The sequence below is a fragment of the Streptomyces sp. CA-179760 genome (assembly GCF_050937045.1).
In the GTDB taxonomy this organism is placed as follows: Bacteria; Actinomycetota; Actinomycetes; order Streptomycetales; family Streptomycetaceae; genus Streptomyces.
Map to the genome: position 1 here is coordinate 2,298,591 of NZ_JBNJLZ010000001.1, position 22,219 is coordinate 2,320,809.

The 22,219-nt window shown below is 70.2% G+C and carries 18 protein-coding genes and 4 pseudogenes; 10 read left to right on the forward strand and 12 right to left on the reverse strand.

The features are described 5' to 3' along the window. Nucleotides 1-27 precede the first annotated feature (27 nt). The 7 genes from ACQEV8_RS10260 to ACQEV8_RS10290 all read right to left on the reverse strand — a co-directional run bounded on the left by ACQEV8_RS10260 (nt 28) and on the right by ACQEV8_RS10290 (nt 7,390). Entirely contained in the window at nt 28-1,335 is a 1,308-nt protein-coding gene (locus ACQEV8_RS10260; protein ID WP_432959199.1) for a pectate lyase family protein, read from the reverse strand. Continuing rightward, the gene (locus ACQEV8_RS10265; protein WP_432959200.1) at nt 1,332-2,228 is read right to left on the reverse strand and encodes a carbohydrate ABC transporter permease; all 897 of its coding nucleotides are present in this window, start codon (nt 2,226-2,228) and stop codon (nt 1,332-1,334) included. The genes ACQEV8_RS10260 and ACQEV8_RS10265 overlap by 4 nt, the downstream gene beginning before the upstream one ends. Continuing rightward, the gene (locus ACQEV8_RS10270; protein WP_432959202.1) at nt 2,225-3,160 is read right to left on the reverse strand and encodes a carbohydrate ABC transporter permease; all 936 of its coding nucleotides are present in this window, start codon (nt 3,158-3,160) and stop codon (nt 2,225-2,227) included. Before ACQEV8_RS10270 ends, ACQEV8_RS10265 begins: the two co-directional genes overlap by 4 nt. A gap of 187 nt (nt 3,161-3,347) precedes the next feature. Continuing rightward, nucleotides 3,348-5,078, reverse strand: coding sequence for an L-arabinonate dehydratase (araD, locus tag ACQEV8_RS10275; protein ID WP_432959203.1), 1,731 nt, complete (start codon nt 5,076-5,078; stop codon nt 3,348-3,350). Then, nucleotides 5,075-5,986 carry a dihydrodipicolinate synthase family protein gene (locus ACQEV8_RS10280; RefSeq protein ID WP_432959205.1) on the reverse strand — a complete coding sequence of 304 codons (912 nt, stop codon included), beginning with the start codon at nt 5,984-5,986 and terminating at the stop codon, nt 5,075-5,077. The genes araD and ACQEV8_RS10280 overlap by 4 nt, the downstream gene beginning before the upstream one ends. Continuing rightward, on the reverse strand, nt 5,983-6,642 hold the full coding sequence (locus tag ACQEV8_RS10285; RefSeq protein WP_432959206.1) for a GntR family transcriptional regulator: 660 nt from the start codon (nt 6,640-6,642) through the stop codon (nt 5,983-5,985). Before ACQEV8_RS10285 ends, ACQEV8_RS10280 begins: the two co-directional genes overlap by 4 nt. Before the next feature lie 151 nt (nt 6,643-6,793). After that, nucleotides 6,794-7,390, reverse strand: a complete 597-nt coding sequence (locus ACQEV8_RS10290; protein ID WP_432959208.1) for a TIGR03086 family metal-binding protein — start codon at nt 7,388-7,390, stop codon at nt 6,794-6,796. 168 nt (nt 7,391-7,558) lie between these two features. On the opposite strand from ACQEV8_RS10290, the gene ACQEV8_RS10295 reads away from it, so the two are divergent. Together ACQEV8_RS10295 and ACQEV8_RS10300 are read left to right on the forward strand one after the other, a co-directional pair. Next, nucleotides 7,559-8,014 carry an SRPBCC family protein gene (locus ACQEV8_RS10295; protein ID WP_432959209.1) on the forward strand — a complete coding sequence of 152 codons (456 nt, stop codon included), beginning with the start codon at nt 7,559-7,561 and terminating at the stop codon, nt 8,012-8,014. A 73-nt stretch (nt 8,015-8,087) separates the two neighbouring features. Further along, nucleotides 8,088-9,328 (forward strand): annotated as a pseudogene (locus tag ACQEV8_RS10300) (MFS transporter). A gap of 28 nt (nt 9,329-9,356) precedes the next feature. Here ACQEV8_RS10300 and ACQEV8_RS10305 read toward each other — a convergent pair. Beyond that, nucleotides 9,357-10,522, reverse strand: a pseudogene (locus ACQEV8_RS10305) (hypothetical protein). After that, the gene (locus ACQEV8_RS10310; RefSeq protein WP_432972583.1) at nt 10,522-11,412 is read right to left on the reverse strand and encodes a 5-dehydro-4-deoxyglucarate dehydratase; all 891 of its coding nucleotides are present in this window, start codon (nt 11,410-11,412) and stop codon (nt 10,522-10,524) included. The pseudogene ACQEV8_RS10305 and the gene ACQEV8_RS10310 overlap by 1 nt, the downstream one beginning before the upstream one ends. A gap of 270 nt (nt 11,413-11,682) precedes the next feature. Here ACQEV8_RS10310 and ACQEV8_RS10315 point away from each other — a divergent pair, with 270 nt between their 5' ends. The 8 genes and pseudogenes from ACQEV8_RS10315 (at nt 11,683) to ACQEV8_RS10350 (ending at nt 19,539) form a co-directional block, all read left to right on the forward strand. Next, the gene (locus ACQEV8_RS10315) at nt 11,683-12,492 is read left to right on the forward strand and encodes an NAD-dependent epimerase/dehydratase family protein (RefSeq protein WP_432959211.1); all 810 of its coding nucleotides are present in this window, start codon (nt 11,683-11,685) and stop codon (nt 12,490-12,492) included. 310 nt (nt 12,493-12,802) lie between these two features. Continuing rightward, the gene (locus tag ACQEV8_RS10320) at nt 12,803-13,570 is read left to right on the forward strand and encodes a DeoR/GlpR family DNA-binding transcription regulator (RefSeq protein ID WP_432959213.1); all 768 of its coding nucleotides are present in this window, start codon (nt 12,803-12,805) and stop codon (nt 13,568-13,570) included. An 81-nt stretch (nt 13,571-13,651) separates the two neighbouring features. Beyond that, nucleotides 13,652-15,025 (forward strand): ABC transporter substrate-binding protein, encoded by a 1,374-nt coding sequence (locus ACQEV8_RS10325; RefSeq protein ID WP_432959215.1) that lies wholly within the window; start codon nt 13,652-13,654, stop codon nt 15,023-15,025. Then, nucleotides 15,022-15,963 (forward strand): carbohydrate ABC transporter permease, encoded by a 942-nt coding sequence (locus ACQEV8_RS10330; protein ID WP_432959218.1) that lies wholly within the window; start codon nt 15,022-15,024, stop codon nt 15,961-15,963. Before ACQEV8_RS10325 ends, ACQEV8_RS10330 begins: the two co-directional genes overlap by 4 nt. Continuing rightward, complete coding sequence (locus tag ACQEV8_RS10335) at nt 15,960-16,784, forward strand: carbohydrate ABC transporter permease (RefSeq protein ID WP_432959220.1); 825 nt, start codon at nt 15,960-15,962, stop codon at nt 16,782-16,784. The genes ACQEV8_RS10330 and ACQEV8_RS10335 overlap by 4 nt, the downstream gene beginning before the upstream one ends. Next, nucleotides 16,781-17,770: a zinc-dependent alcohol dehydrogenase family protein gene (locus tag ACQEV8_RS10340; RefSeq protein WP_432959222.1), complete on the forward strand. Its 990-nt coding sequence runs from the start codon at nt 16,781-16,783 to the stop codon at nt 17,768-17,770. The genes ACQEV8_RS10335 and ACQEV8_RS10340 overlap by 4 nt, the downstream gene beginning before the upstream one ends. 270 nt (nt 17,771-18,040) lie before the next feature. Then, nucleotides 18,041-18,262 carry a hypothetical protein gene (locus ACQEV8_RS10345; RefSeq protein ID WP_432959224.1) on the forward strand — a complete coding sequence of 74 codons (222 nt, stop codon included), beginning with the start codon at nt 18,041-18,043 and terminating at the stop codon, nt 18,260-18,262. Between the two features lie 64 nt (nt 18,263-18,326). Next, nucleotides 18,327-19,539 (forward strand): annotated as a pseudogene (locus ACQEV8_RS10350) (TerD family protein). 119 nt (nt 19,540-19,658) lie between these two features. Here the strand turns inward: ACQEV8_RS10350 and ACQEV8_RS10355 are convergent. From ACQEV8_RS10355 to ACQEV8_RS10365, 3 genes and pseudogenes are all read right to left on the reverse strand, one after another. Further along, a pseudogene (locus ACQEV8_RS10355) lies at nt 19,659-20,233 on the reverse strand (TetR/AcrR family transcriptional regulator). A 104-nt stretch (nt 20,234-20,337) separates the two neighbouring features. Continuing rightward, nucleotides 20,338-21,210 (reverse strand): carbohydrate ABC transporter permease, encoded by an 873-nt coding sequence (locus tag ACQEV8_RS10360; protein ID WP_432959226.1) that lies wholly within the window; start codon nt 21,208-21,210, stop codon nt 20,338-20,340. Then, nucleotides 21,200-22,219: a carbohydrate ABC transporter permease gene (locus ACQEV8_RS10365; RefSeq protein ID WP_432959228.1), complete on the reverse strand. Its 1,020-nt coding sequence runs from the start codon at nt 22,217-22,219 to the stop codon at nt 21,200-21,202. The genes ACQEV8_RS10360 and ACQEV8_RS10365 overlap by 11 nt, the downstream gene beginning before the upstream one ends.

Genomic DNA, 22,219 nt, shown 5'->3' on the forward strand with positions numbered 1-22,219 from the left:
CGTTCATGGCGTCGATCATGCGACCGGTCACGGGATCCTCCCCGCTCCCGCGCCGCGGGCCACGGCCCGGTCGGCCGCCGCGGCGCTGTCGACCGGCCCGTGCAGGGTGGGGGTCCAGCCGACGTCGGCGGTCAGATCGCGCTCGCTGCCCGAGTTGTAGGCGTTGTGGATCGCGAGCAGGTCGACCGGATAGCCTCCCCCAGACTCCGTCCGGGGGGACCCCCAGAGAGTGCCGCTCTGGTGCAGGGCGCTGCCGTTCCAGCTCTTGACCAGGTCGGCGACCTCCACATGACCGGGGGCGTGGAAGGCGTTGTTCTCGGCGTAGATCCTCGACTCGGTGGAGACACCGAGGGAGTAGCGGTGGTCGTCGGTGACCTCGTACCGGTTGTTGTAGACGTGCACCTGTCCGAAGCGGACGCGCGGGGCACGCTGCACGACCGACTCGAACGAGTTGTGGTGCAGGGTGACCCGGAGCTTGTCCCGGTCGCCCGTGGCGGTGTCGCCGTTGCCGATGAGCATCGCCTTGTCGTGGTCGGCGAACCGGCTCCAGGAGACGGTGACGAGGTCGGAGCCGTTGGTGATGTCCAGCAGGCCGTCGTGGCGCAGGTAGTTGCGGGCGAAGTAGGTGGGTTCCTTCGCGTCGGGGTGGCCCTTGTCGCTCAGGGTCACATGGTCCACCCACACATGGGTGGCGCCGGTCAGCCAGATGTTGTCGTACGCCGTCTTCCAGTCGCCGAGGCCGCCGGTGTTGGGCTGCCACACGGGGAAGCAGTCGTAGGCGTCGCGCACGTCGAGGTTGCGGATGATCACATTGTCGGCGTTCTTCACCTGAAGGCCGGCGCCCTTGAGGACGGCCGAGTCGCCGAGTCCGACGATGGTGGTGTGGGAGCCGACGGGCAGCACGATCCGCTCGGCCTGCTTCGCGGCGGAGGCCTGGCGGGCCTCCTCCTGCGGGCCGCTGGGCTTGGCGGAGCCCCAGGTGCGGGGGTCGTAGGCAGCGAGGTACTTCTTCAGCGTGTAACCGCCGGTGGCGTAGTCGGAGCAGTCCAGCCGGTCGCCGTCGTCGTCGGTGTTGGCGTCGATGGTCCCGGCGATCTTGATGATCTTCGGGGTGTCGCTGCCGCCGTCGAGGGCGCGGACCAGTCCGGCCCGGTCGGTGACGGTGAAGACGTGCTCGGCGTCGGCGGCGGCGCCTCCGGTGGTGCCCGCGCCCTCGGCGGCCCAGCCGTCGTTCGCGGGCAGGGTGTCGCGGCCGATGTCCCGGTCCTCGGCATGCGCGGGGACGCACAGCAGCCCCAACAGCCCGGCCGCGACGGCCAGTTGTCTGAGTCTCACCCCTTCACCGCCCCCGCGCTGAACCCGGTGATCAGCCACTTCTGGATGAAGGCGAACACGATCACGACCGGGACGGCGGCGATGATGCCGCCCGCGGCGAGCGCGCCCAGGTCGACGCTGTCGGCGCTCATCAGGGAGTTGAGGCCGACGGGGATCGTCTGTTTGTCCTGGTTGTTCAGGAACATCAGGGCGAAGAGGAAGTGGTTCCAGGAGTGGACGAAGGCGAACGAGCCGACGGCGATCAGGCCGGGCCGCAGCAGCGGCAGCACCACGATCCGGAAGGCCGTCATGCGGTTGCAGCCGTCGACCCAGGCCGCCTCCTCCAGGGAGTACGGCACGTTCTTGATGAAGTTGCTGATCAGGATCATCGACAGTGGCAGCTGGAAGACCGTCTCGGCGAGGATGACACTGCCCAGCGAGTTGATCATCTGCAGTTCGGCGAAGATCTCGAACAGTGGCACCAGCAGCAGGGCGCCCGGCACGAACTGGGAGCACAGCAGCGCCAGCATGAACGCCCGCTTGATCTTGAAGTCGAACCGGGCGAGGGCGTAGCCGCCGGCCAGGGCGACGAGCGTCGTCATCAGCAGGGTGGCGACACCGACGAGCACGCTGTTGGTGAAGTAGGTGCCGAAGCTGCGGTCCGTCCACACCTTCTCGAAGTGCTCGAAGGTCATCGGCCAGGGCACGAGCGAGGTCGAGCCGGCCGGGCGCAGCGAGAAGAGCAGGATCCAGTAGAAGGGGATGAGGGTGAAGACCAGGTAGATCCCCAGGGGCAGGTAGACCTGCCAGCGGGGGGCCTCGTCCCACGCGCGTTTCCTCTTCGTGGTCCGCGGCGGTTCGGGGGTGGCGCGCACGGGAGCGGGCGCCGCCTTGGTGGCTTCCTTGACGCTCACTTGTTGTCGCCTCCGAACTTGCTCAGCCGCAGATAGACCATCGAGCAGAGGAGCAGGATCACGAACGCGACCGTGGTCAGGGCGGACGCGTAGCCGAAGTTGTGGGCGTCGACCGAGGTGTTGGCGATGTAGAGGGGGAGGGTCGTGGTCTCCCCCGCCGGGCCGCCGCCGGTCAGCGTGTAGAGCAGGTCGACGTTGTTGAACTCCCACACCGCGCGCAGCAGCGTGGACAGGATGATGGCGTCCTTCAGATGCGGCAGCGTGATGTGCCAGAACTGCTTGATGCGGCTGGCCCCGTCGACCTCGGCGGCCTCGTACAGGTCCTTCGAGACGGACTGGAGGTCGGCGAGGATGAGGATCGCGAAGAACGGCACACCGCGCCACAGGTCCGCCACGACCGCCGCCGGGAACACCGTGGAGGTGTCCGAAAGCCAGCTCGTGCCGTAGGAGCCGATGCCCATGTCCGCGAGGTAACGGGTGATGCCCGTCTGGGAGTTGTAGAGCAGCACCCAGATCGCGGAGGTGAGCACGCCGGAGACGGCCCACGGGGAGAAGACCAGGGCGCGGCCCAGGCCCCGGCCCACGAAGGTCTGGTTGACGATGAGGGCCAGCGCGAGTCCGAACAGCAGCTGGAGTCCGACCTCGACGACGACCCACTTGGCGCTGAAGACCAGCGTGTCCCAGAAGACCGGGTCCTTGGTGAAGGCGTGGACGAAGTTGTCGAAGCCCGCGTAGCCGTTCCGCCACGGCTTGGTGGGGTTGTAGTTCTGCAGGCTGTAGTAGAAGACGCTGATGACCGGGTAGGCGATGAAGCCCAGCATGAGCAGGGCGGCCGGGGCGATCAGCAGGTAAGGGAGCCTGCGCGGCGTGGCGGAGGCCCGGCGCCGCCGGGGTGGCGCGGGCGGTTTCGCCACGGCTGCGGCTTGGGCCATGACAGGGTCTCCGATCTAGGTACGGTCGTACGGGAAGCGCTTTCTCGATGTGCGGGAGTCCGCCTGGAGTGCGCGGTACGGGTTGCCTCTTGCGGTGTGCGTGGCGAGTGCGGATGCGTTGTGGCTTGTCGCGCCCACGCGGCGGAGCCGCATGTCGATACAGCCCCGCGCCCCCAGGTGGGACTGGTCAACCGGCGTAGGGATCCGGGGCCTTGCCCGGCCTTGCCAGGAACTCGAAGTCGCAGCCGGTGTCGGCCTGGGTGATCTGGTCGTTGTACAGGGCGCCATAGCCGCGTTCGTAGCGGGCGGGCGGGGCAGTCCACTCCTTACGGCGGCTCTCCAACTCCTCCTCGCTCACGTTGAGTTGCAGGGCCCGCGCCTCGACGTCGAGGGTGATCGAGTCACCGCTGCGGACCAGGGCCAGCGGCCCGCCGACGTACGACTCCGGCGCGATGTGCAGCGCGCACGCGCCGTAACTCGTGCCGCTCATCCGGGCGTCGGAGATGCGGACCATGTCCCGGACGCCCTGCTTGAGCAGGTGGTCGGGGATGGGGAGCATGCCGTACTCGGGCATGCCCGGGCCGCCCTTGGGTCCGGAGTTGCGCAGCACCAGGACGCTGTCCGCGGTGATCCCCAGCTCCGGGTCGTTGATGGTGCGCTGCATCGTCTTGTAGTCGTCGAAGACGACGGCGGGACCGGTGTGCTTGAGCAGGTGCTGCTCAGCCGCGATGTGCTTGATGACGGCACCGTCGGGGCAGAGGTTTCCGCGCAGCACGGCGACTCCGCCCTCGGCCGCGACCGGGTTCTCGCGGGCGCGGATGACGTCGTCGTCGTGGACGACGGCGTCCCCGATCTGCTCTCCCAGGGTTCCGTTGACGGTGGGCCGGTCCAGGTGCAGCAGGTCGGTGATCCGCGAGAGGAAGGCGGGCAGACCGCCGGCGAAGTAGAAGTCCTCCATGAGGTACGTCTGTCCGCCGGGCCGGACGTTGGCGAGCACCGGCACGGTGCGGGCGACGCGGTCGAAGTCGTCGAGGGTGAGCTCGACCTGGCAGCGCCCCGCCATCGCGATCAGGTGGATGACGGCGTTGGTGGAGCCGCCGAGCCCGAGCACCGTGGTGACGGCGTCCTCGAAGGCCTCGCTGGTGAGGATCCGGGACGGCTTGAGCGCGGTCCAGGCGAGCTCCACGGCACGGCGCCCGGAGGCGGCGGCCATCCGCTCGTGCCCGGAGTCGACGGCCGGGATCGAGGAGGCGCCCGGCAGCGTCATACCGAGGGCTTCCGCCGCCGCGGTCATCGTCGACGCGGTCCCCATGGTCATGCAGTGACCGGGTGAACGCGCCAGCCCGCCCTGCAGCTCCCTCAGTTCACAGTCGGTCAGGTTGCCCGCGCGGTGCTCGTCCCAGTACTTCCACATGTCGGTGCCGGACCCGAGGGTCTCACCGCGCCAGTGGCCCGGCAGCATCGGCCCCGCCGGCACGAAGATCGCCGGTACGTCGGCCGAGGCCGCGCCCATGAGCAGCGCGGGCGTCGACTTGTCGCAGCCACCGAGCAGCACCGCCGCGTCGACCGGGTACGACCGCAGCAGCTCCTCCGTCTCCATCGCGAGCAGGTTGCGGTAGAGCATCGGGGTCGGCTTCTGGTACGTCTCGGAGAGCGTGGCGACCGGGAACTCCAGCGGGAAGCCGCCGGCCTGCCACACCCCCCGCTTGACCGCCTCGGCGCGCTCGCGCAGATGGGCATGGCAGGGATTGATGTCGGACCAGGTGTTCAGGACGGCGATCACCGGGCGGCCCCGGTACTCCTCCGCCTCGTAACCGAGCTGGCGCATACGGGCGTTGTGCGACCAGGTGCGCAGCTGGCCCTCGGCGCCGTACCACTGATGGCTCCTGAGGTCCTCGGGACGCAGCCTGCCGGTCATATCGACCACCCCGCGGCGATCGCGGCGACCTCGGCGCGCTCGCTCTGAGGCAGCGGCTTGCTCGGCGGCCGGACCTCGCGGCGGCACAGTCCGAGGGAGGCGAGGGCCTCCTTGACGACGGTGACGTTGTTGGCGGAGCCGCTGTCGGCGCGCAGTTCCTCGAAGCGGCGGATCTGCTCCCAGACCTTCATGGCGGCCGGGTAGTCGCCGGAGCGCAGCGCCTCGATCATGTTCAGGGAGACGGCGGGAGCGACGTTGACGAGCCCCGAGGTGAAGCCGGTGGCGCCGGCGGAGAAGTAGGAGGGGGCGTACGGCTCGGCGAGCCCCGCGACCCACACGAACCGCTCAAGACCGGCGTCCCGGGCGAAGGCGGCGAACCTGGCGGCGTCCGGGACGGCGTACTTCACGCCGATGACGTTCGGGCAGGCGTCGGCGAGTTCGGCGAGGCGGGCACCGGTCAGCTGCGGGTTGCGGACGTAGGGGACGACGCCCAGCTCGGGCACGGCCTCGGCGACGGCACGGTGGTAGTCGACCCAGCCGCCCTGGGAGACGTACGGGTGGACGGGCTGGTGGACCATCACCATCTGGGCGCCGAGCTCACGGGCGTGCCGGGCGGAGGCGATGGCGGTCGGCACGTCGTGCCCGACCCCGACCAGGACGGCGGCCCGGTCCCCGGCCTCGTCCATGGTCAGCTCGGTGACCAGACGCCGCTCTTCGGGCGCCAGGGCGTAGAACTCGCCGGTGTTGCCGTTCGGGGTGAGGGTCGTGATGCCGCCGTCGAGCAGACGGCGCAGCAGGGCCCGGTAGGTGTCCTCGGCGACGGAGCCGTCCTCGGCGAACGGGGTCACCGGGATCGCCACCACGTCGGCCAGGGCCGCCCGCTGGGTCTCGAACGCCACGCTGCTCATCGCTGACCTTCCTGTTCCAGTCCTGCCTCGGGGAATGCGCGCCGCACGAAGGACGCGATGTGGGAGTGGAGGGCGCGGGCCGCTCCGTCGGCGTCGCCGTCGAGGGCGAGCCGGAGGATCTCGCGGTGCTCGCCGGCCTCCCGCTCCCAGGACGGGGAGGCGGCCCAGGCGACGGCGGAGACCAGGGCGGCCTGGTCGCGGACCTCGTCGAGCATCCGGCCGAGCAGCGGGTTGCCGCAGGGCAGATACAGCGAGCGGTGGAACTCCCGGTTGGCGAGGGAGCGTTCGGCGGTGTCGACGGCAGCGTCGGCCCGGGTCAGCGCGGACCGGGCGGCGTCCAGGGAGGCCCCGCGCTGCACGGCGCGCTTCAGCGCCTCGGGTTCCAGCAGCAGCCGTACGTCGTAGACCTCGCGTGCCATGTCCGCGTCCACCAGGCGCACCGTGGCGCCCTTGTACTGGCTCATCACGACCAGCCCGGTCCCGGCGAGGGTCTTGAGGGCCTCGCGCACCGGGGTCTTCGACACCCCGAACTGTGCGGCGAGCTCGGTCTCGACCAGCGCCTGCCCGGGCGTCAGCTGCCCGGTGAGGATGCGGTGTTTGATCCCTTCCAGCACGAACTGCGTGCGGGAGGGGATCGGCGTGGGCACAGAGGTCATGCGCGCCTCTCGGATCTCGCGTCTCGGTGGATCGCGTATGGGATCTCGCGTATCGCGTCTCATATATGACGTACGAAGTACGACGCGATGACGTTAGGAGGGGCGCGTTTGTTTCGTCAATGCTTCTGACAGAGGAAGTAGCAATCGCTTTCTACGGCCTGGGCGCCCACTCCGGGTCCCGCCCGCTCAGCCCCACCGCCCTGGCCAGCAGCGGGGCGTCCGCCTCGACGCGTACGACGGGTCCGAAGATCTCGCCCCGGTCGGGGTCGTCGGCGGCCGCCTCGAGGAAGCCGTGGCACGCCTGGAGCGCGGCAGGGTCGGGGGCGTAGGGCTGACCGGTCGCACGGGCCAGGTCCCAGCCGTGGATCACCAGCTCGTCGGTCGCGACCAGGCCCGCGATCTCGCCGGGCATGTCCACGCTTCCGGCGCGGGTCATACCGGTCCACGCGGCCGGGTCCCGCCAGGCCTCGGCCATCTCGCCGAGCATCTTGGGCAGCTCCTCGCGCCAGCCGGGCCCGAGTTCGGGCAGGGTGGAGCCGGGGGCGGTGTCGGTCGTGACACCCAGGTCCTTGCGGCCGGCGTCACGGAAGGCGACGGCGAGGCCGGCCAGGTGGGCCAGCACATGGCGCACCGCGTACTCCGGGCAGGGCGTCGGGTCCGCCAGCTGTTCGTCGGTGACGCCCTCGGCCAGGCGTGCCACGGCCGCCGCCTGCGGTCCGAGGTCGGGGGTCGGGGTCGTGTCGGTCATCGGCTGCTCCTCCTGATGCGCTGATGCGGCTCCTGGGAGGTAGACCGACGGCGACCGTGGAACTCATCGCCCGGCCGCCGCCTCCCTGAGAGTCCGCTCCTGAGCCGACCGAGACCTAATATGTACATAGGGGTTATTCCAGGCACCTTCAGTGGCAGGTGGTGCGTGATGACACAGGACGTCGAGCTGAGACTGCATCTGGAGTGCGAGCTGGCGGATGAGCCCACGCGCGTGTTCCGAGAGCTGACCGACCCCCTGGAAGTGGCTCGCTGGTGGGGCCCGGACGGGTTCAGCACCCCGAGTGCGGAGATCGACCTCCGCCCGGGCGGTGCCTACCGGATCGCGATGCAGCCCCCGGAAGGCGAGCTGTTCTACCTGGTGGGCGAATACATCAAGGTCGATCCGCCGGTAGGCCTGTCGTACACCTTCCGCTGGGAGGATCCCGATCCCGAGGACCGGGAGACGGTGGTGACGCTGTCGCTGTACGACACCGACGTCAGACAGTCTCATCTCACCGTCGACCAGGGCGACTTCGCCACCGAGCGGCGGCGGGCCCTGCACGAGGAAGGCTGGGTCCAGGGCCTCGGCAAGCTCGGGGAAATGCTCGCCTCACAATGGGATTGACCACTGTCCCACGCTGGAATCAAGGCACCCTCCCGATCCCTCCGCACGGTCCTTAGTCCCACGATGGCCAGGCATGACGACCAAGACGACCTGGCCTCTGGTGCGCGTCCTGCGCGACCGCGACGCGGGGCTCTGCCTCTCCTCGGTGGTGGTCTCCGGCTTCGGCACCTCGGCCCTGTGGCTGGCGTCCGGTGTATGGGTCAAGGACCTCACCGGCTCGGACGGCCTGGCCGCGCTGTGCATGCTCGCCATGTGGCTGCCGACCCTGGCCGGGCCACTGCTGGGCGTCCTCGCCGACCGGGGCCGCCGCAAGCCGCTGCTGATCGGCGTGAACGTGCTCCTGGGCGCCCTCCTGCTCACCCTGGTGAGCGTCGACGCCCCGGGCGACCTGTGGCTGCTGTACGCGCGGTGCTCTTCGTGTACGGCGCGGCGGGCGTGGTCCATGACGCGGCAGAGTCGGCGCTCGTGGCGACCGCCGTCGACCCGTCCCTGCTCGGCGACTTCAACGGCCTGCGCATGACGGCCGCCGAGAGCATGAAGCTCCTGGCCCCGCTGGCGGGCGCGGGCCTGTACGCGGCGTACGGCGGTGCGGGCGTAGCCCTCCTGGACGCGGCGACGTTCGTGCTGGCCACGGGGCTGTACGCGCTGCTCCGGGCGCGGGAGGAGAGGCCCGCGCCGCCCACCGGAAGCCGGCGGACGCGAACCGCCGAGGGCGCCCGCCACCTGTGGTCCCACCCCGCGCTGCGCCCTCTGATCCTGGCGGGCGGCGCGACCATGCTGTGCGCCGGGGTGAACGGGGCGATGGTCTACGCCGTCGTCGCCGGCCTCGGACACTCCCCCGCGTACGCCGGTGTGCTGTACGCCGTCCAGGGCGCCGGGTCGGTGGCGATCGGCCTGCTCTCCGGCACGGCTCTGCGCCTCCTGGGCGAGCGGCGCTTCGCGGCGTACGGCATCGGCCTGCTGTCCGTCGCGGTGGCCCTGCGGGCGGTGCCGTCCGACCCACTGGCGCTGGTGTGCGGCGCGGCGATCGGCGCGGGCCTGCCCGCCGTACTGATCGCCGCCCTGACCTCGGTACAGCGCGAGACGCCTGCCCCGCTGCTGGGCCGGGTCACGGCCACGGCCAACACGCTGGTGTACAGCCCGAACGTGGTCGGCCTGGCCGCGGGGGCGGCCCTGGTCGAGCTGACCGACCACCGGCTCGTACTGGTGGCTCTGGGCGCGGCCCTGCTGCCCACGGCCGCCCTGCTGCTTCAGCACCCGGCGAGAGCGCGACGGACCCCGTCGACATCACCGTCGGACACCGGCCCGGAATGACCGGTGGCGCCGGGCCGGGCGGGCCGCTTCAGCGCCCCGCGAGAGCGGCGCGGACCGCCTCCAAGTCACCGTCCGACGCCAGCCCCGCGTGATACAGCCGCAGTTCCGTGGCCCCGAGCCGGCGGGCCTCGGCCGCGTCGGCGGCGAGGGTGCCCGGGCTGCCGCCCATGCCGGAGACGACGGGGAAGTTGGCGGCGATGACCGCGCCCTCCTTGCCCTGGCTCGCGAACGGCGTCAGCGTGCCGGTGCCGCCCGCGCAGGGCACGACCACGCCGTCCGCGACGGACAGGATGTGCGCCGGGTCGACGCCGGGGTTGGCGCCGACGCGGTAGGACACCGGGTCAGCGTGCAGCAGCACCTGGAAGTCGTCGGGGGCGGCCGCCCGGACCGCCGCGACGGCCTCCTCCTGAAGCGTGCGGGCGGTTTCGTCGCGGTACGCGCGCGTGGTGTTCGCGAGGGTCTCACCGAGGAGCTTCTCGATGCCCGTCCAGCCCTCGTCGGAGGGCGTCACCCCCTGCCAGACCGGCTCCAGCGCGGTCCGTACGGCGGCGGCCAGCTCGTCGGCGTCCAGGCCGTGCCGCCCGTAGCCCTCCCGGCAGGACGGGCAGAAGCACAGCGCCATCAGGTACAGCCCGGCGTCCCCGAGGCCGATGCCGCCGGTCTTGTCGTGGGCGTGCAGATGCTGCAGGCCGTACCAGCCGAGGGACTCCAGCTCGGTGCCGCGCGCCCCGGACCGTATGGCCGCCTCCGCCGCCAGGTCGGTCAGGTACGCGCGCGTGGCCGGCTGCGCGATGCACGGCGCCCAGGGGTAGCGGTCGCCGTAGGCGTTGACGACCGAGGCGTCAGGGTGCTCGGCACCCAGCCGGGAGTTGTGCGCGAGAACGACCCAGGTGTGCACCTCAAGACCGGCGTCCGCGAGAGCGGCAGCGGCCTCCCCGAAGGCGTCCCCGGGGCCCAGGCGCCGGCCGCGTAGGGGCGCAGCTCCCGCCCCTCCCAGCGCTCGTCGGCCGGATAGAGCACGGAGGCGTGCTCGGCGGTGACGATGCGGTGGCGCGGATGGCGGGGCGTGAGCGCGCGCGTGGAGTGGTAGGCGGCGGCGAGCGTCACCTGCTCCACACCCAGCGCGGCGATCCGCGCGGGCGCCTCCGGATCCCCGTTGACGTCCCAGGGGTAGACGAATGTCGACGCCTTCACTAGTCCTCCTCCAACAGCGCGTAGCCGCGTTCGATCAGTTCGGCGAGCCGCTTGACATGATCCTCGGTCGGCTCGTGCAGCGGGGGCCGCACCTCCCCGACGTCCAGTCCGCGCAGCCGCACACCGGCCTTGACGAGGGCGACGGCATAGCCGCGGCCCTCGGCGCGCAGTTCGACGAAGGGGCGGAAGAAGCCGTCGAGCAGCTTCTCCACGGTCGGTTCGTCGCCGTTGGCGAGGGCCTGGTGGAACGCGAGGGCGAGTTCGGGCGCGAAGCAGAACACGGCGGAGGAGTAGAGCGTGACACCGAGGGCGCGGTAGGCGAGCTGGGTCTGCTCGGCGGTCGGCAGGCCGTTGAAGTACAGGAAGTCACCCGGAACCTCCGAGCGCACTGCGCTGATGACGCGCTGCATGAGGTCGAGGTCGCCGAGCCCGTCCTTGAGGCCGATGATTCCGTCCGTGCGGGCCAGTTCGACGACGGACTCCGGGGTGAAGACAGCGTTGTCGCGCTGGTAGACGATGACCGGCAGGGAGGTCGCGGCAGTCACCTCCCGGTAGTGCCGCAGCAGCCCCTCCTGTCCGGCGACGACGAGGTAGGGCGGCATGGCGAGCAGCCCGTCCGCCCCGGCGGCCTCGGCGAGGCGGGCGTAGCGCACGGCGAGCGCGGTGCCGTACCCGGCGCCCGCGACGACCGGCACGCGCCCCTCGGTCGCCTCGACGGCCGCCCGGACACACCGCTCGAACTCCTCGGGTGTGAGCGCGTGGAACTCGCCGGTGCCGCAGCAGGCGAACACGGCGGCGGCTCCGGCCTCCACTCCGCGTCGTACGTGCGTGCGGTAGGCGTCGAGGTCCACGGAGCCGTCGGGGCCGTACGCGGTGACCGGGAAGAACAGCGGTCCGCTGGGGACGGTGAGCCGAGCGGCGAGGGGGCTGACGTCACGAGCTCTCCCGGTTCCATATTCATGATTGGCGTCTACATTTCTGAACGCCCCCACGCTAAGACGCCCCCTCGGTGCCGGTCAAGCGCACGAACCCGCGACACACCAGCGGATTGGCCGCTCACGCGACATACTTGACGGGCTCCGCCCCAGATCCTTAGCGTGTCCACGCATATGAATGCCGTGCACTCATGTACACGGCGGCTCATTCAAGGAGAACCGAGGATGCCCGCTCCCCGCACCGTTCTGCTCACCGGCGCCGCCGGCGGCCTCGGCACCCTGATGCGGGACCTGCTCCCGGACTACGGCTACGAGCTGCGCCTGCTCGACCTGCGCCCGATCGAGGACGCGCCGGACGCGATCGTCGCCGACCTCGGCGACAAGGACGCCGTGCGCGAGGCCGTCCGGGGCGTCGACGCGATCATCCATCTCGCGGGCATCTCCCTGGAAGCCCCCTTCGAGAAGATCCTCAAGGCGAACATCGAGGGCACCTACCACCTGTACGAGGCCGCCCGCGAGGAGGGCGTCGGCCGGATCGTGTTCGCCTCCTCCAACCACGCGGTCGGCTACACCCCGCGCCCCCAGGGCGACGACCCGCTCATCCCCGTCGACACCCCGCACCGCCCGGACACCTTCTACGGCCTGTCCAAGTCCTTCGGCGAGGACCTCGCGCAGTTCTACTGGGACAAGCACGGCATCGAGACGGTCTCGGTGCGCATCGGCTCCTGCTTCGCCGAACCGACCAGCGTGCGCATGCTGTCGCTGTGGATGAGCCCGGCCGACGGCGCCCGCCTCCTCCACGCGAGCCTGACCGCCGAGAACGTCGGCCACACCGTCGTCTACGGCTCCTCCGCCAACACCCGGCTGTGGTGGGACCTCACCACGGCACGGGCGCTCGGCTACGACCCCCAGGACGACTCCGAGCCCTTCGCCGAGAAGCTGATCGCCGAGCACGGCGAACTGCGGGACGGCAACGAAGCCCACGCCTACCTCGGCGGCCAGTTCGTGACGGACCCGCCGGTCTGGCCGTACTGACCGGAAGACTTCACCTCCAGCGGCGGGCGGGCAGAGAACGGGCCCGCCCGCTCGGGCATTCGGGCACGACCCGGAAGCAGTCGGGCAGCGCCGCCAGGGGCGCGGGAATCTGCGCGACCAGCCAGAACGCACCCGCAGACGGCCACGGCCTCCCCACGGCACTCCGCACATCCGCAAGACCGAACGGGCACACACGGGCAGGATCACGCCCGCAACAGGCCTGGCCACCACGGAACACCCGCTGTAGAACTTCCCCCATGGCCCACCGAGGGCCCGAACGGGCAGCACGGCGGAAAGGCGGGTGACGGCCATGAACAGAACCGCGGAGGATCGCCAGCGCGAGATCGTGCTGGCCGCACGGCGTGACGGCGCCGTCGACGTCACCGCCCTCGCCACCGAACTGGGCGTGGCCAAGGAGACCGTACGGCGGGATCTGCGCGTCCTGGAGGACCACGGCCTGCTCCGCCGTACCCATGGCGGCGCCTACCCCGTGGAGAGCGCCGGCTTCGAGACGACGCTGGCCTTCCGCGCCACCAGCCACGTCCCCGAGAAGCGCAGGATCGCGGCCGCCGCGGCCGAGCTGCTCGGGGACGCCGAGACCGTCTTCGTCGACGAGGGCTTCACCCCGCAGCTCATCGCCGAGGCACTCCCCAGGGACCGGCCGCTGACCGTGGTCACCGCGTCCCTGCCGGTCGCGGGCGCGCTCGCCGAGACCGACACCGTCTCCGTCCTGCTGCTCGGCGGCCGGGTCCGCTCCGGCACCCTCGCCACCGTCGACCACTGGACGACGAAGATGCTGGCCGGCTTCGTCGTCGACCTGGCGTTCATCGGCGCCAACGGCATCTCCCGCGAACACGGCCTCACCACCCCCGACCCGGCCGTCAGCGAGGTCAAGACGCAGGCGATCCGGGCCGCCCGCCGCACGGTCTTCGCGGGCGTGCACACCAAGTTCGGAGCGGTCAGCTTCTGCCGGTTCGCCGAGGTCGGCGCGCTGGAGACGATCGTGACGAGCACGCTGCTGCCGACGGCCGAAGCTCACCGCTACTCACTGCTCGGGCCCCAGGTCATCCGGGTCTGAGACCACACCGCCCCTCGCCCCCAGCGGGAGCGGTCACGCTCTGTGCTGCCCCTTATCTCCCCATACATCCAGGAGCGATCCATGCGAACCCAGAGCCGACGACGGCCACCGCGAGCCACGCTCGCCGCGGCCGCCGCAGGGACGCTGCTCGCCCCGCTGCTCTCCGGCTGCTGGGTCGGCGCGGGCGGGGCCGGATCCGGCGGCGACGCCATCAACGTCCTCATGGTCAACAACCCCCAGATGGTCGAGCTGCAGAAGCTGACCCGCGCCCACTTCACCAAGGAGACGGGCATCAAGGTCAACTTCACCGTCCTGCCCGAGAACGACGTCCGCGACAAGATCAGCCAGGACTTCGCCAACCAGGCCGGCCAGTACGACGTCGCCACCCTGTCCAACTACGAGATACCGATCTACGCCCGCAACGGCTGGCTGCGGCAGATGAACGGCTACGTCGCCAAGGACCCGGCCTACGACGAGCGGGACATCCTCAAGCCGATGCGCCAGTCACTCACCGCGGACGACGGCAAGCTCTACGGCCAGCCCTTCTACGGCGAGTCGTCGTTCCTGATGTACCGCAAGGACCTCTTCGAGAAGCGGGGCCTGACGATGCCCGCGCACCCCACCTGGCGGCAGGTGGCGGACCTCGCGGCGAAGGCGGACGGCGCCGAGTCCGGCATGAAGGGCATCTGCCTGCGCGGGCTGCCCGGCTGGGGCGAGGTCATGGCACCCCTGACCACGGTCGTCAACACCTTCGGCGGCACCTGGTTCGACAAGAACTGGAAGGCGCGGCTCGACTCACCCGCCTTCGAGAAGGCGACGAAGTTCTATGTCGACCTGGTCCGCGAGCACGGCGAGTCCGGCGCCGCCCAGTCCGGCTTCGCCGAGTGCCTGAACAACATGACCCAGGGCAAGGTCGCCATGTGGTACGACGCCACCTCCGCGGCCGGATCCCTGGAGGCGGCGAACTCCCCGGTCAAGGGCAAGGTCGGCTACGCCCCCGCCCCTGTCGAGAAGACGAAGTCCTCCGGCTGGCTCTACACCTGGGCCTGGGGCATCCAGAAGTCCTCCCGCAACCCCGACAACGCGTGGAAGTTCGTCTCCTGGGCGTCCGGCAAGGGCTACGAGGAACTGGTCGGGGACAAGGCCGGCTGGTCGAACGTCCCAGCCGGCAAGCGGGCGTCGACGTACGCCAACGCCGACTACCGCAAGGAGGCCGCCGCCTTCCAGGAGATGACCAAGGAGGCCATCGAGGGGGCCCGGCCCGACGATCCCGGCGTGCAGCCGCGGCCCGCCCCCGGCATCCAGTTCGTCGGCATCCCCGAGTTCACCGACCTCGGCACCAAGGTCTCCCAGGAGATCAGCGCGGCCATCGCCGGACGCCAGTCCGTCGAGTCGGCCCTGAAGAAGTCTCAGGCGCTCGCAGAGAAGATCTCCGAGGAGTACGAGGGACGATGACCGCCACGACAACGGCCCCCGTGGCCTCCCCCGAGATACGCAACCCCGTCCGCAGGCCCTCCGCCCGGCTGCGCGCGTGGGCCACCCGGGCCCCACTGCTCCCCGCCCTGATCTTCATGGTCGTCGTCACCCAGCTGCCCTTCGTGGCCACGCTGGTGATCTCCTTCTTCGACTGGAACGCCCTCTATCCCGACGCCCGGCACTTCACGGGCCTCGACAACTACCAGGAGGTCCTCACCGACGCGGACCTGCGCCACTCGGTGTGGACGACCGTGCTGCTCACGGTGGCCGTGGTGCTGGCCAGCCTGGTGCTGGGACTCGTGCTCGCCCTGCTGCTGGACCGGAGGTTCAGGGGCCGGGGCATCGTCCGCACCCTGCTGATCGCACCGTTCCTGGTGGTCCCGGTGGCAGCGGCCCTGCTCTGGAAGCATGTGCTCTACAACCCTGAATACGGCCTGCTCAATGGGTTGTTGCACTATGTGGGCGGCCCACAGCCCGACTGGATCTCCCACACCCCGCTGCTCGCGGTCGAGGCCTCCCTCGTCTGGCAGTGGACCCCGTTCATGATGCTGATCCTGCTCGCCGGCCTGCAGAGCCGCGACCACGAGCAGGTCGAGGCGGCCCGGGTCGACGGCGCGAGCGACTGGCAGATCTTCGTCCATCTGACGCTCCCGCATCTGCGCCGCTACCTCGAACTGGGCGCCCTGCTGGGCTCGATCTACATCGTCCAGAACTTCGACGCGGTCTTCACGATCACGTCGGGCGGCCTGGGCACCGCCAACCTCCCCTACACCGTCTACCAGAGCTTCTACCAGGCCCATGAGAACGGCCTCGCCTCGGCCGCGGGCGTCCTGGTCGTCATCGGTTCGATCGTCATCGCGACCTTCGCCCTGCGCGTGGTGTCGTCCCTGTTCCGCGAGGAGGCCTCCCACGCATGAACGCCGTACGCCGCAACAGCATGGGCCTCATGGCCTGGCTGGCCGGGATCGTGTTCTTCCTGCCCATCGCCTGGATGGCCCTGACGTCCCTGCACTCGGAGGCCGACGCGGCCACCAACCCGCCCTCCTTCGCGGCCTCCCTGACCCTGGACGGCTACCGCGAGTTCTTCGGCGCGGGCGGCGGCGCGAGCCCCTGGCCGGCGCTGATCAACTCGGCGGTCGCGTCACTGGCCTCGACCCTGCTGGTCCTGCTGCTGGCCTTCCCCGCGGCCTACGCGTTGTCGATCAACCGCGTCCGCAAGTGGACGGACGTCCTGTTCTTCTTCCTCTCCACGAAGATGCTGCCGGTGGTGGCGGGTCTGCTGCCGATCTATCTCTTCGCCAGGAACGCCGGGATGCTCGACAACATCTGGCTGCTGGTCATCCTCTACACGTCCATGAACCTGCCGATCGCGGTGTGGATGATGCAGTCCTTCCTCGCCGAGATCCCGGTCGCGGTGATCGAGGCGGCGAAGGTGGACGGGGCCAGACTGCCGACCGTCCTCACGCGCGTGGTCGCCCCGATCGCCCTGCCCGGCATCGCGGCAACCTCCCTCATCTGCTTCATCTTCAGCTGGAACGAACTGCTCTTCGCACGGGTGCTGACCGGCGTGGTCGCCGAGACCGCCCCCGTCTTCCTGACCGGCTTCATCACCAGCCAGGGCCTGTTCCTGGCGAAGGTGTGCGCCGCGTCGCTCGTCATCTCCCTGCCGGTGCTCGCCGCGGGGTTCGCCGCCCAGGACAAGCTGGTCCAGGGCCTGTCGTTGGGAGCCGTGAAATGAAGGCCGCCGTCATCGAGTCCGTGGGCAAGGCCGTCGTCGCCGAGGTCCCGGACCCGACGCCAGGGCCGCGCGAGGTCGTCGTGGAGGTGGCCGCCTGCGGCCTCTGCGGCACCGATCTCCACATCCTCCAGGGCGAGTTCGCCCCGAAGCTGCCGATCGTGCCCGGGCACGAGTTCGCGGGCGAGATCGTCGGGGTCGGCAACCGGGTCACCGAGGTGTCGGTGGGCGACCGGGTGGCGGTCGACCCCTCGCTCTACTGCTACGAGTGCCGCTACTGCCGTACGGGTCACAACAACCTCTGTGAACGCTGGGCGGCGATCGGCGTGACGACGGCCGGAGGCGCCGCGCAGTTCGCGGTGGCCCCGGTGGCGAACTGCGTGAAGCTTCCGGAGCACGTCCGCACGGAGGACGCGGCCCTCGTGGAGCCGCTGTCCTGCGCGGTACGCGGCTACGACGTGCTCCAGTCCCGCCTCGGCGCGCACGTCCTGATCTACGGCTCGGGAACGATGGGGCTGATGATGCTGGAGCTGGCCAAGCGCACGGGCGCGGCGAGCGTGGACATCGTCGACGTGAACCCGGCCCGCCTGGAGACGGCCCGCCGCCTCGGTGTCTCGGCGTCGGCGGCGAACCCCGACGAACTGGACCGCCCGCAGGGCTGGGACCTGGTCGTCGACGCCACGGGCAACGCGGCGGCGATCCAGGACGGTCTGGAGCGGGTGGCGAAGGCGGGCACGTTCCTGCAGTTCGGCGTGGCCGACTACGCGACCCGCGTGACGATCGACCCGTACCGCATCTACAACCAGGAGATCACCATCACGGGCTCGATGGCGGTGCTGCACAGCTTCGAGCGGGCGGCGGAGCTGTTCGCGAACGGCGTGCTGGACCCGGAGGTCTTCATCAGCGATCGCATCCCGCTGACGCGGTACCCGCAGGCGCTGGAGCAGTTCGCGTCCGGCGTGGGCCGGAAGATCGTCGTGGTGCCGTAGGAAGGCCGGACGGCTCAAACGGCGCGTGGGATGCGACCTGTTCCGGCCGCACCCCACGCGTCCCCCGAGTCACCGCCGGTCGTGCAAGATCCTTCCGCGCCATTCTTGTGCAGCCGGACCACCGAAGGGAACGTCCGTCTGATTCCGATCTTCGCCGGATTGATAGCGGAACACCTATCAATGGACGGCGACCCCGGGGCCCGGGTCGACCGAGACGATGCAGGCGAAATCCGCTGGGAGCGCCTGCCTCCCACCCCATACCCTCGCGCCATGCCACGACCCCACGGATTCAGCTACGAACAGCACACCGGCGGAACCGTCCGCATCACCCACCACGTCCGCCCCGCCACCACCCTGAACGGCCCCCGGGCCGAACAGTTCCTCGCCGAGGTCGAGACCTCCGACCCCCAGCTCGTCATGGCCCGCTGGACCGGCAACTACAAGCGGGGCAACGAACGCACCGCGCGCGATCACCCCCGCAATCGCCGCTGACCCGATTGGCGGCAAGGTAAGGGAACGGCAAAACCGCCTCGCTCGTTCACCCGGCATGACAGCTATGACCCCAGGCTCGAACATCCCCCTGTCCGCCGCCCGCGTGACGGTGGACGTCGCCGCTCCCGTGCGGCTCGACGTATCGGGCCTGCTGCTCACCGCCGACGGCAAGGTGCGCTCCGACGACGACTTCATCTTCTACAACCAGCCGTCAGGCCCGGGCGTGACGTACCGCTCCGGCGGCGGCACCGCGCCCGACGCGATCGTGGTCGACACGACGGCCGTGCCCCCGGCATCGAGAAGATCATCGTCACCGCCAGCCCGGACGCCGCGGGCCAGACCTTCCAGGGCGTGGAGCCGACGGCGACGATCCGCAACGCGGGCGACAGCTCCGTCCTGGCCTCGTTCACCCCTCCGCAGCTCGGCAGCGAGACGGCCCTGGTGATCGTCGAGATCTATCTGCGCAACGGCCAGTGGAAGGCCCGCGCGGTAGGCCAGGGCTACGCCAACGGCCTCGCGGGCATCGCCACGGACTTCGGTGTCACGGTCGAGGAACCGGCCGCCCCGGCCCAGCCCGTGTCCCCCGCCCAGCCGGTGACCCCGCCGCCGGCCCCCGTGCAGCCGCCGGTGGCCCCGCCCGTCACCACGCCCGCGGCGCCCCGGCCCCGGCCACCCCTCCCCCACCCGCGCCCGGCACCGGGAAGATCAACCTCGACAAGGGCCGCGTCAGCCTCCAGAAGAACCAGACCGTCTCCCTCGTCAAGGGCGGCCGCCCTCTGCTCTCCTCGGTCAAGATGGGCCTCGGCTGGGAGCCGGCGTACCGCGGCAAGGACATCGACCTCGACGCCTCGGTCATCGCCTACGGGCCGCAGCGCAACCACATCGACAGCTGCTACTTCGGCAAGCTCCAGATCGTGGGCGGCGCGATCAAGCACTCCGGCGACAACCTCACCGGTGAGGGCGGCGGGGACGACGAGGTGATCATGGTCGATCTCGGCCGGCTGCCGCAGGAGGTCACCGGCCTGGTCTTCACGGTCAACTCCTTCTCCGGCCAGAAGTTCACCGAGGTCGCCAAGGCCTACTGCCGCCTCCTGGACGGCACGACGGGCGAGGAACTGGTCCGCTTCGACCTCACCAGCGCCGAGCCGCAGACCGGCGTCATGATGGCCAAGCTCGTCCGCCAGTTCTCCGGCGAGTGGGACATGACGGCGATGGGCGACTTCGTGAAGTCCCGCACGGTCAGGGGCATGGTCAAGCCGGCAGCCCAGGCCCTCTGAACAACCTTCTCCCCGCGCCCCTCAGGGGCGCGGGGAACTGCGCGACAAGCCACACACCTCCCGCACCCGACAAACTCCCCCACCCCTACGGCGCCTGGGACCCACTCCCGGCACCGCACTCACACACCCCGCGGCCGCAACCCCTCCACCAACAGCATCAGATACCGCCGCACATACCCACATTCCGCATCCGCCAGCTCCGCCGCCGCAGCGACACCGTGGACCAGCCGCAGGACATCGATCGGCTCGACATCCCCCGCAGCGCGCCCACCTCCCGCGCCGCCCGCACCAGCCGCCCCGCCGCACCCTTCACCGAGTCACCGCAGGCCGTCCCCACGGGGGCGCCCGAGTCCGTGACGGCCGGGCCCAGCAGCGCCTTGAGGCCGCGCACCTCGATCAGTCCGGCGCCGAGTTCGTACAGCCACTCCACCAGCGCTTCGCCCGGCGACAGGCGGGCCGCCAGCTCATCCGCCCGCGCCGCGATCGCCTCGATACGGTCGAGATACACGGCCTCCAGCAGCGCGTGCCGGGTCGGAAAGTGCCGGTACAGCGTGCCGGAGCCCACCCCGGCCCGCTTCGCGATGTCGTCGAGCGACGCGCTCTCCCCATGCTCGGCGAACGCCTCCACGGCCGCCTTCAGCAACCGCGCGTAGTTACGCCGGGCGTCCGCCCGCATGGGCCTGACCTGCGCCACGCAGCCACTCCTCACGAGACACGAGAACCGGGGACGAGAACCGGGGATCCTCTCCGCACCCTATCGAGACAACCGCCCGGCTCCCCTGCCCCGCGACCGCGGTCCTACATCTTCATCGCCCCCGCCGCCAGGTCCCGCAGGAAGTGCCGCGCCCCGATCAGGAACACGACGATCAACGGGATGACGCTCATCAAGGCGCCCGCCATCACCAGGGAGTAGTCGGTGTTGTAGAGGACGTTGAGATTCGCCAGGGCGACCTGGAGGGTGACCTTGTCCGGGTCGATCATGACGACGAGGGGCCAGATGTAGTCGTTCCACAGGCCGATGAACGTGAAGATGCCGAGGAAGGCCAGGGCCGGGCGGAACAGCGGCAGGGCGACCGTCCAGTAGAGGCGGAAGAACCCGGCCCCATCGATCCGCCCGGCGTCCAGCAGCTCGTCCGGCAGTGAGTTCTGGGCGTACTGGCGCATCCAGAAGATGCCGAACGCGTTCGCCGCACCGGGGATGATCAGCGCCTTCAGCGAGCCCGCCCAGCCGAACTCGGCCATGGTGACGAACTGCGGCACCAGGGAGAGCTGCGCCGGGATCATGTATGTCACCAGCAGCATGCCGAAGAGGAACTTCTTCGCCGGGAACTCGTACTTGGCGAAGGCGAACGCGGCCAGCGAGTCGAAGAACAGCACCAGCACGGTCCCGAGCACGGCGACGACGACGGTGTTGAACAGCGAGCCGAAGAAGTCGACGGTGTCGAGCACCCGCCCCATGTTGTCCAGCAGATGGGGCCCGGGCAGCAGCTTGGGCGGGTAGCGGTAGATGTCCTGTGTGGTGCCGGAGGCCAGCACCACCAGCCAGTAGAAGGGGAACAGCGAGACCAGCACACCGAACAGCAGCGTCGCCCGCACACCGATACGGCTGAGCCTGCTGCCGGAGCCGATGGCCAGGCCCGCGCTGCCGGTCGTCCTGTCGTCAGCGGCCATGGCGAGCTCCCTTGCGGCGCAGCAGAGCGGTGATGCCGGGACGGCGGTCGTCGTCCGAGCCGGCGACCAGTCGCCAGTTGACGATGGTGAAGATCGCGATGATCGCGAAGAGGACCCAGCCCATCGCGGCTCCATAGCCGAACTGGTGCTCCATGAAGGCCTTCTGCCACAGATAGAGCACGATGGTCATCCCTTCCTGGCCCGGCCCGCCCGTGGTTCCGACGTCGCTCGACTGGAAGAGCACCTGGGACTCGGTGAAGATCTGCAGGCCGTTGATGGTGGAGGTGACGGCCGCGAACAGCACCACCGGCCGCAGTTGCGGCAGTACGACCCGGAAGAGGGTCTGCCGGCTGTTCGCGCCGTCGACGCGGGCGGCCTCGAAGTGCTCGGTGGGGATGGCCTGGAGGCCCGCCAGGAAGATCAGCGCGTTGTAGCCGACCCACCGCCAGATGATCATGAGGGAGACGGACGACTTGATGCCCCACTCCGAGGACAGCCAGCCGATCCCGTCCACCCCGATCGCCCGCAGCACCGCGTTGGCGAGGCCCGCCTGGGCGAAGACCGAGCCGAAGACGACGGTCATGGCGACCATCGAGGTCACGTTGGGGATGAAGTAGGCCACCCGGTAGACGCCGCTGAAGCGGACCTGCGAGTGCAGCAGGAACGCCAGCACGAGCGCCAGGAACAGCATCGGCACCGTCGACAGCAGCCAGATCTCGAAGGTGTTGAGCACCGAGTGCCAGAACACCGAGTCCTGGAGCAGCCAGCCGTACTGCTGGAACCCGACGAAGCGCATGTCGCCGATGCCGTCCCAGTCCTGGAAGGACAGATAGACGGAGAAGAGGATCGGGAAGGCGCCGAAGACGGCGAACAGCACGTAGAACGGAGAGATGGCGAGCAGGGGCGGGACGTGACGCCTGCGTCCGCCCGGGGTGGAGGACTTGGTACGGCGGGCGGGCCGCCGCTCGTCGGCCGCCGGCGCGCCGGCCGGGTCGAGAACCGTGGCCAT

Coding starts and splice junctions, on each gene's coding strand:
- ACQEV8_RS10270 (WP_432959202.1), bottom strand. CDS start 3,160: ATGGCCCAAGCCGCAGCCGTGGCGAAACCGCCCGCGCCACCCCGGCGG.
- araD (WP_432959203.1), bottom strand. CDS start 5,078: ATGACCGGCAGGCTGCGTCCCGAGGACCTCAGGAGCCATCAGTGGTAC.
- ACQEV8_RS10280 (WP_432959205.1), bottom strand. CDS start 5,986: ATGAGCAGCGTGGCGTTCGAGACCCAGCGGGCGGCCCTGGCCGACGTG.
- ACQEV8_RS10285 (WP_432959206.1), bottom strand. CDS start 6,642: ATGACCTCTGTGCCCACGCCGATCCCCTCCCGCACGCAGTTCGTGCTG.
- ACQEV8_RS10290 (WP_432959208.1), bottom strand. CDS start 7,390: ATGACCGACACGACCCCGACCCCCGACCTCGGACCGCAGGCGGCGGCC.
- ACQEV8_RS10295 (WP_432959209.1), top strand. CDS start 7,559: ATGACACAGGACGTCGAGCTGAGACTGCATCTGGAGTGCGAGCTGGCG.
- ACQEV8_RS10315 (WP_432959211.1), top strand. CDS start 11,683: ATGCCCGCTCCCCGCACCGTTCTGCTCACCGGCGCCGCCGGCGGCCTC.
- ACQEV8_RS10320 (WP_432959213.1), top strand. CDS start 12,803: ATGAACAGAACCGCGGAGGATCGCCAGCGCGAGATCGTGCTGGCCGCA.
- ACQEV8_RS10325 (WP_432959215.1), top strand. CDS start 13,652: ATGCGAACCCAGAGCCGACGACGGCCACCGCGAGCCACGCTCGCCGCG.
- ACQEV8_RS10330 (WP_432959218.1), top strand. CDS start 15,022: ATGACCGCCACGACAACGGCCCCCGTGGCCTCCCCCGAGATACGCAAC.
- ACQEV8_RS10335 (WP_432959220.1), top strand. CDS start 15,960: ATGAACGCCGTACGCCGCAACAGCATGGGCCTCATGGCCTGGCTGGCC.
- ACQEV8_RS10340 (WP_432959222.1), top strand. CDS start 16,781: ATGAAGGCCGCCGTCATCGAGTCCGTGGGCAAGGCCGTCGTCGCCGAG.
- ACQEV8_RS10345 (WP_432959224.1), top strand. CDS start 18,041: ATGCCACGACCCCACGGATTCAGCTACGAACAGCACACCGGCGGAACC.
- ACQEV8_RS10360 (WP_432959226.1), bottom strand. CDS start 21,210: ATGGCCGCTGACGACAGGACGACCGGCAGCGCGGGCCTGGCCATCGGC.
- ACQEV8_RS10365 (WP_432959228.1), bottom strand. CDS start 22,219: ATGGCCACGGTTCTCGACCCGGCCGGCGCGCCGGCGGCCGACGAGCGG.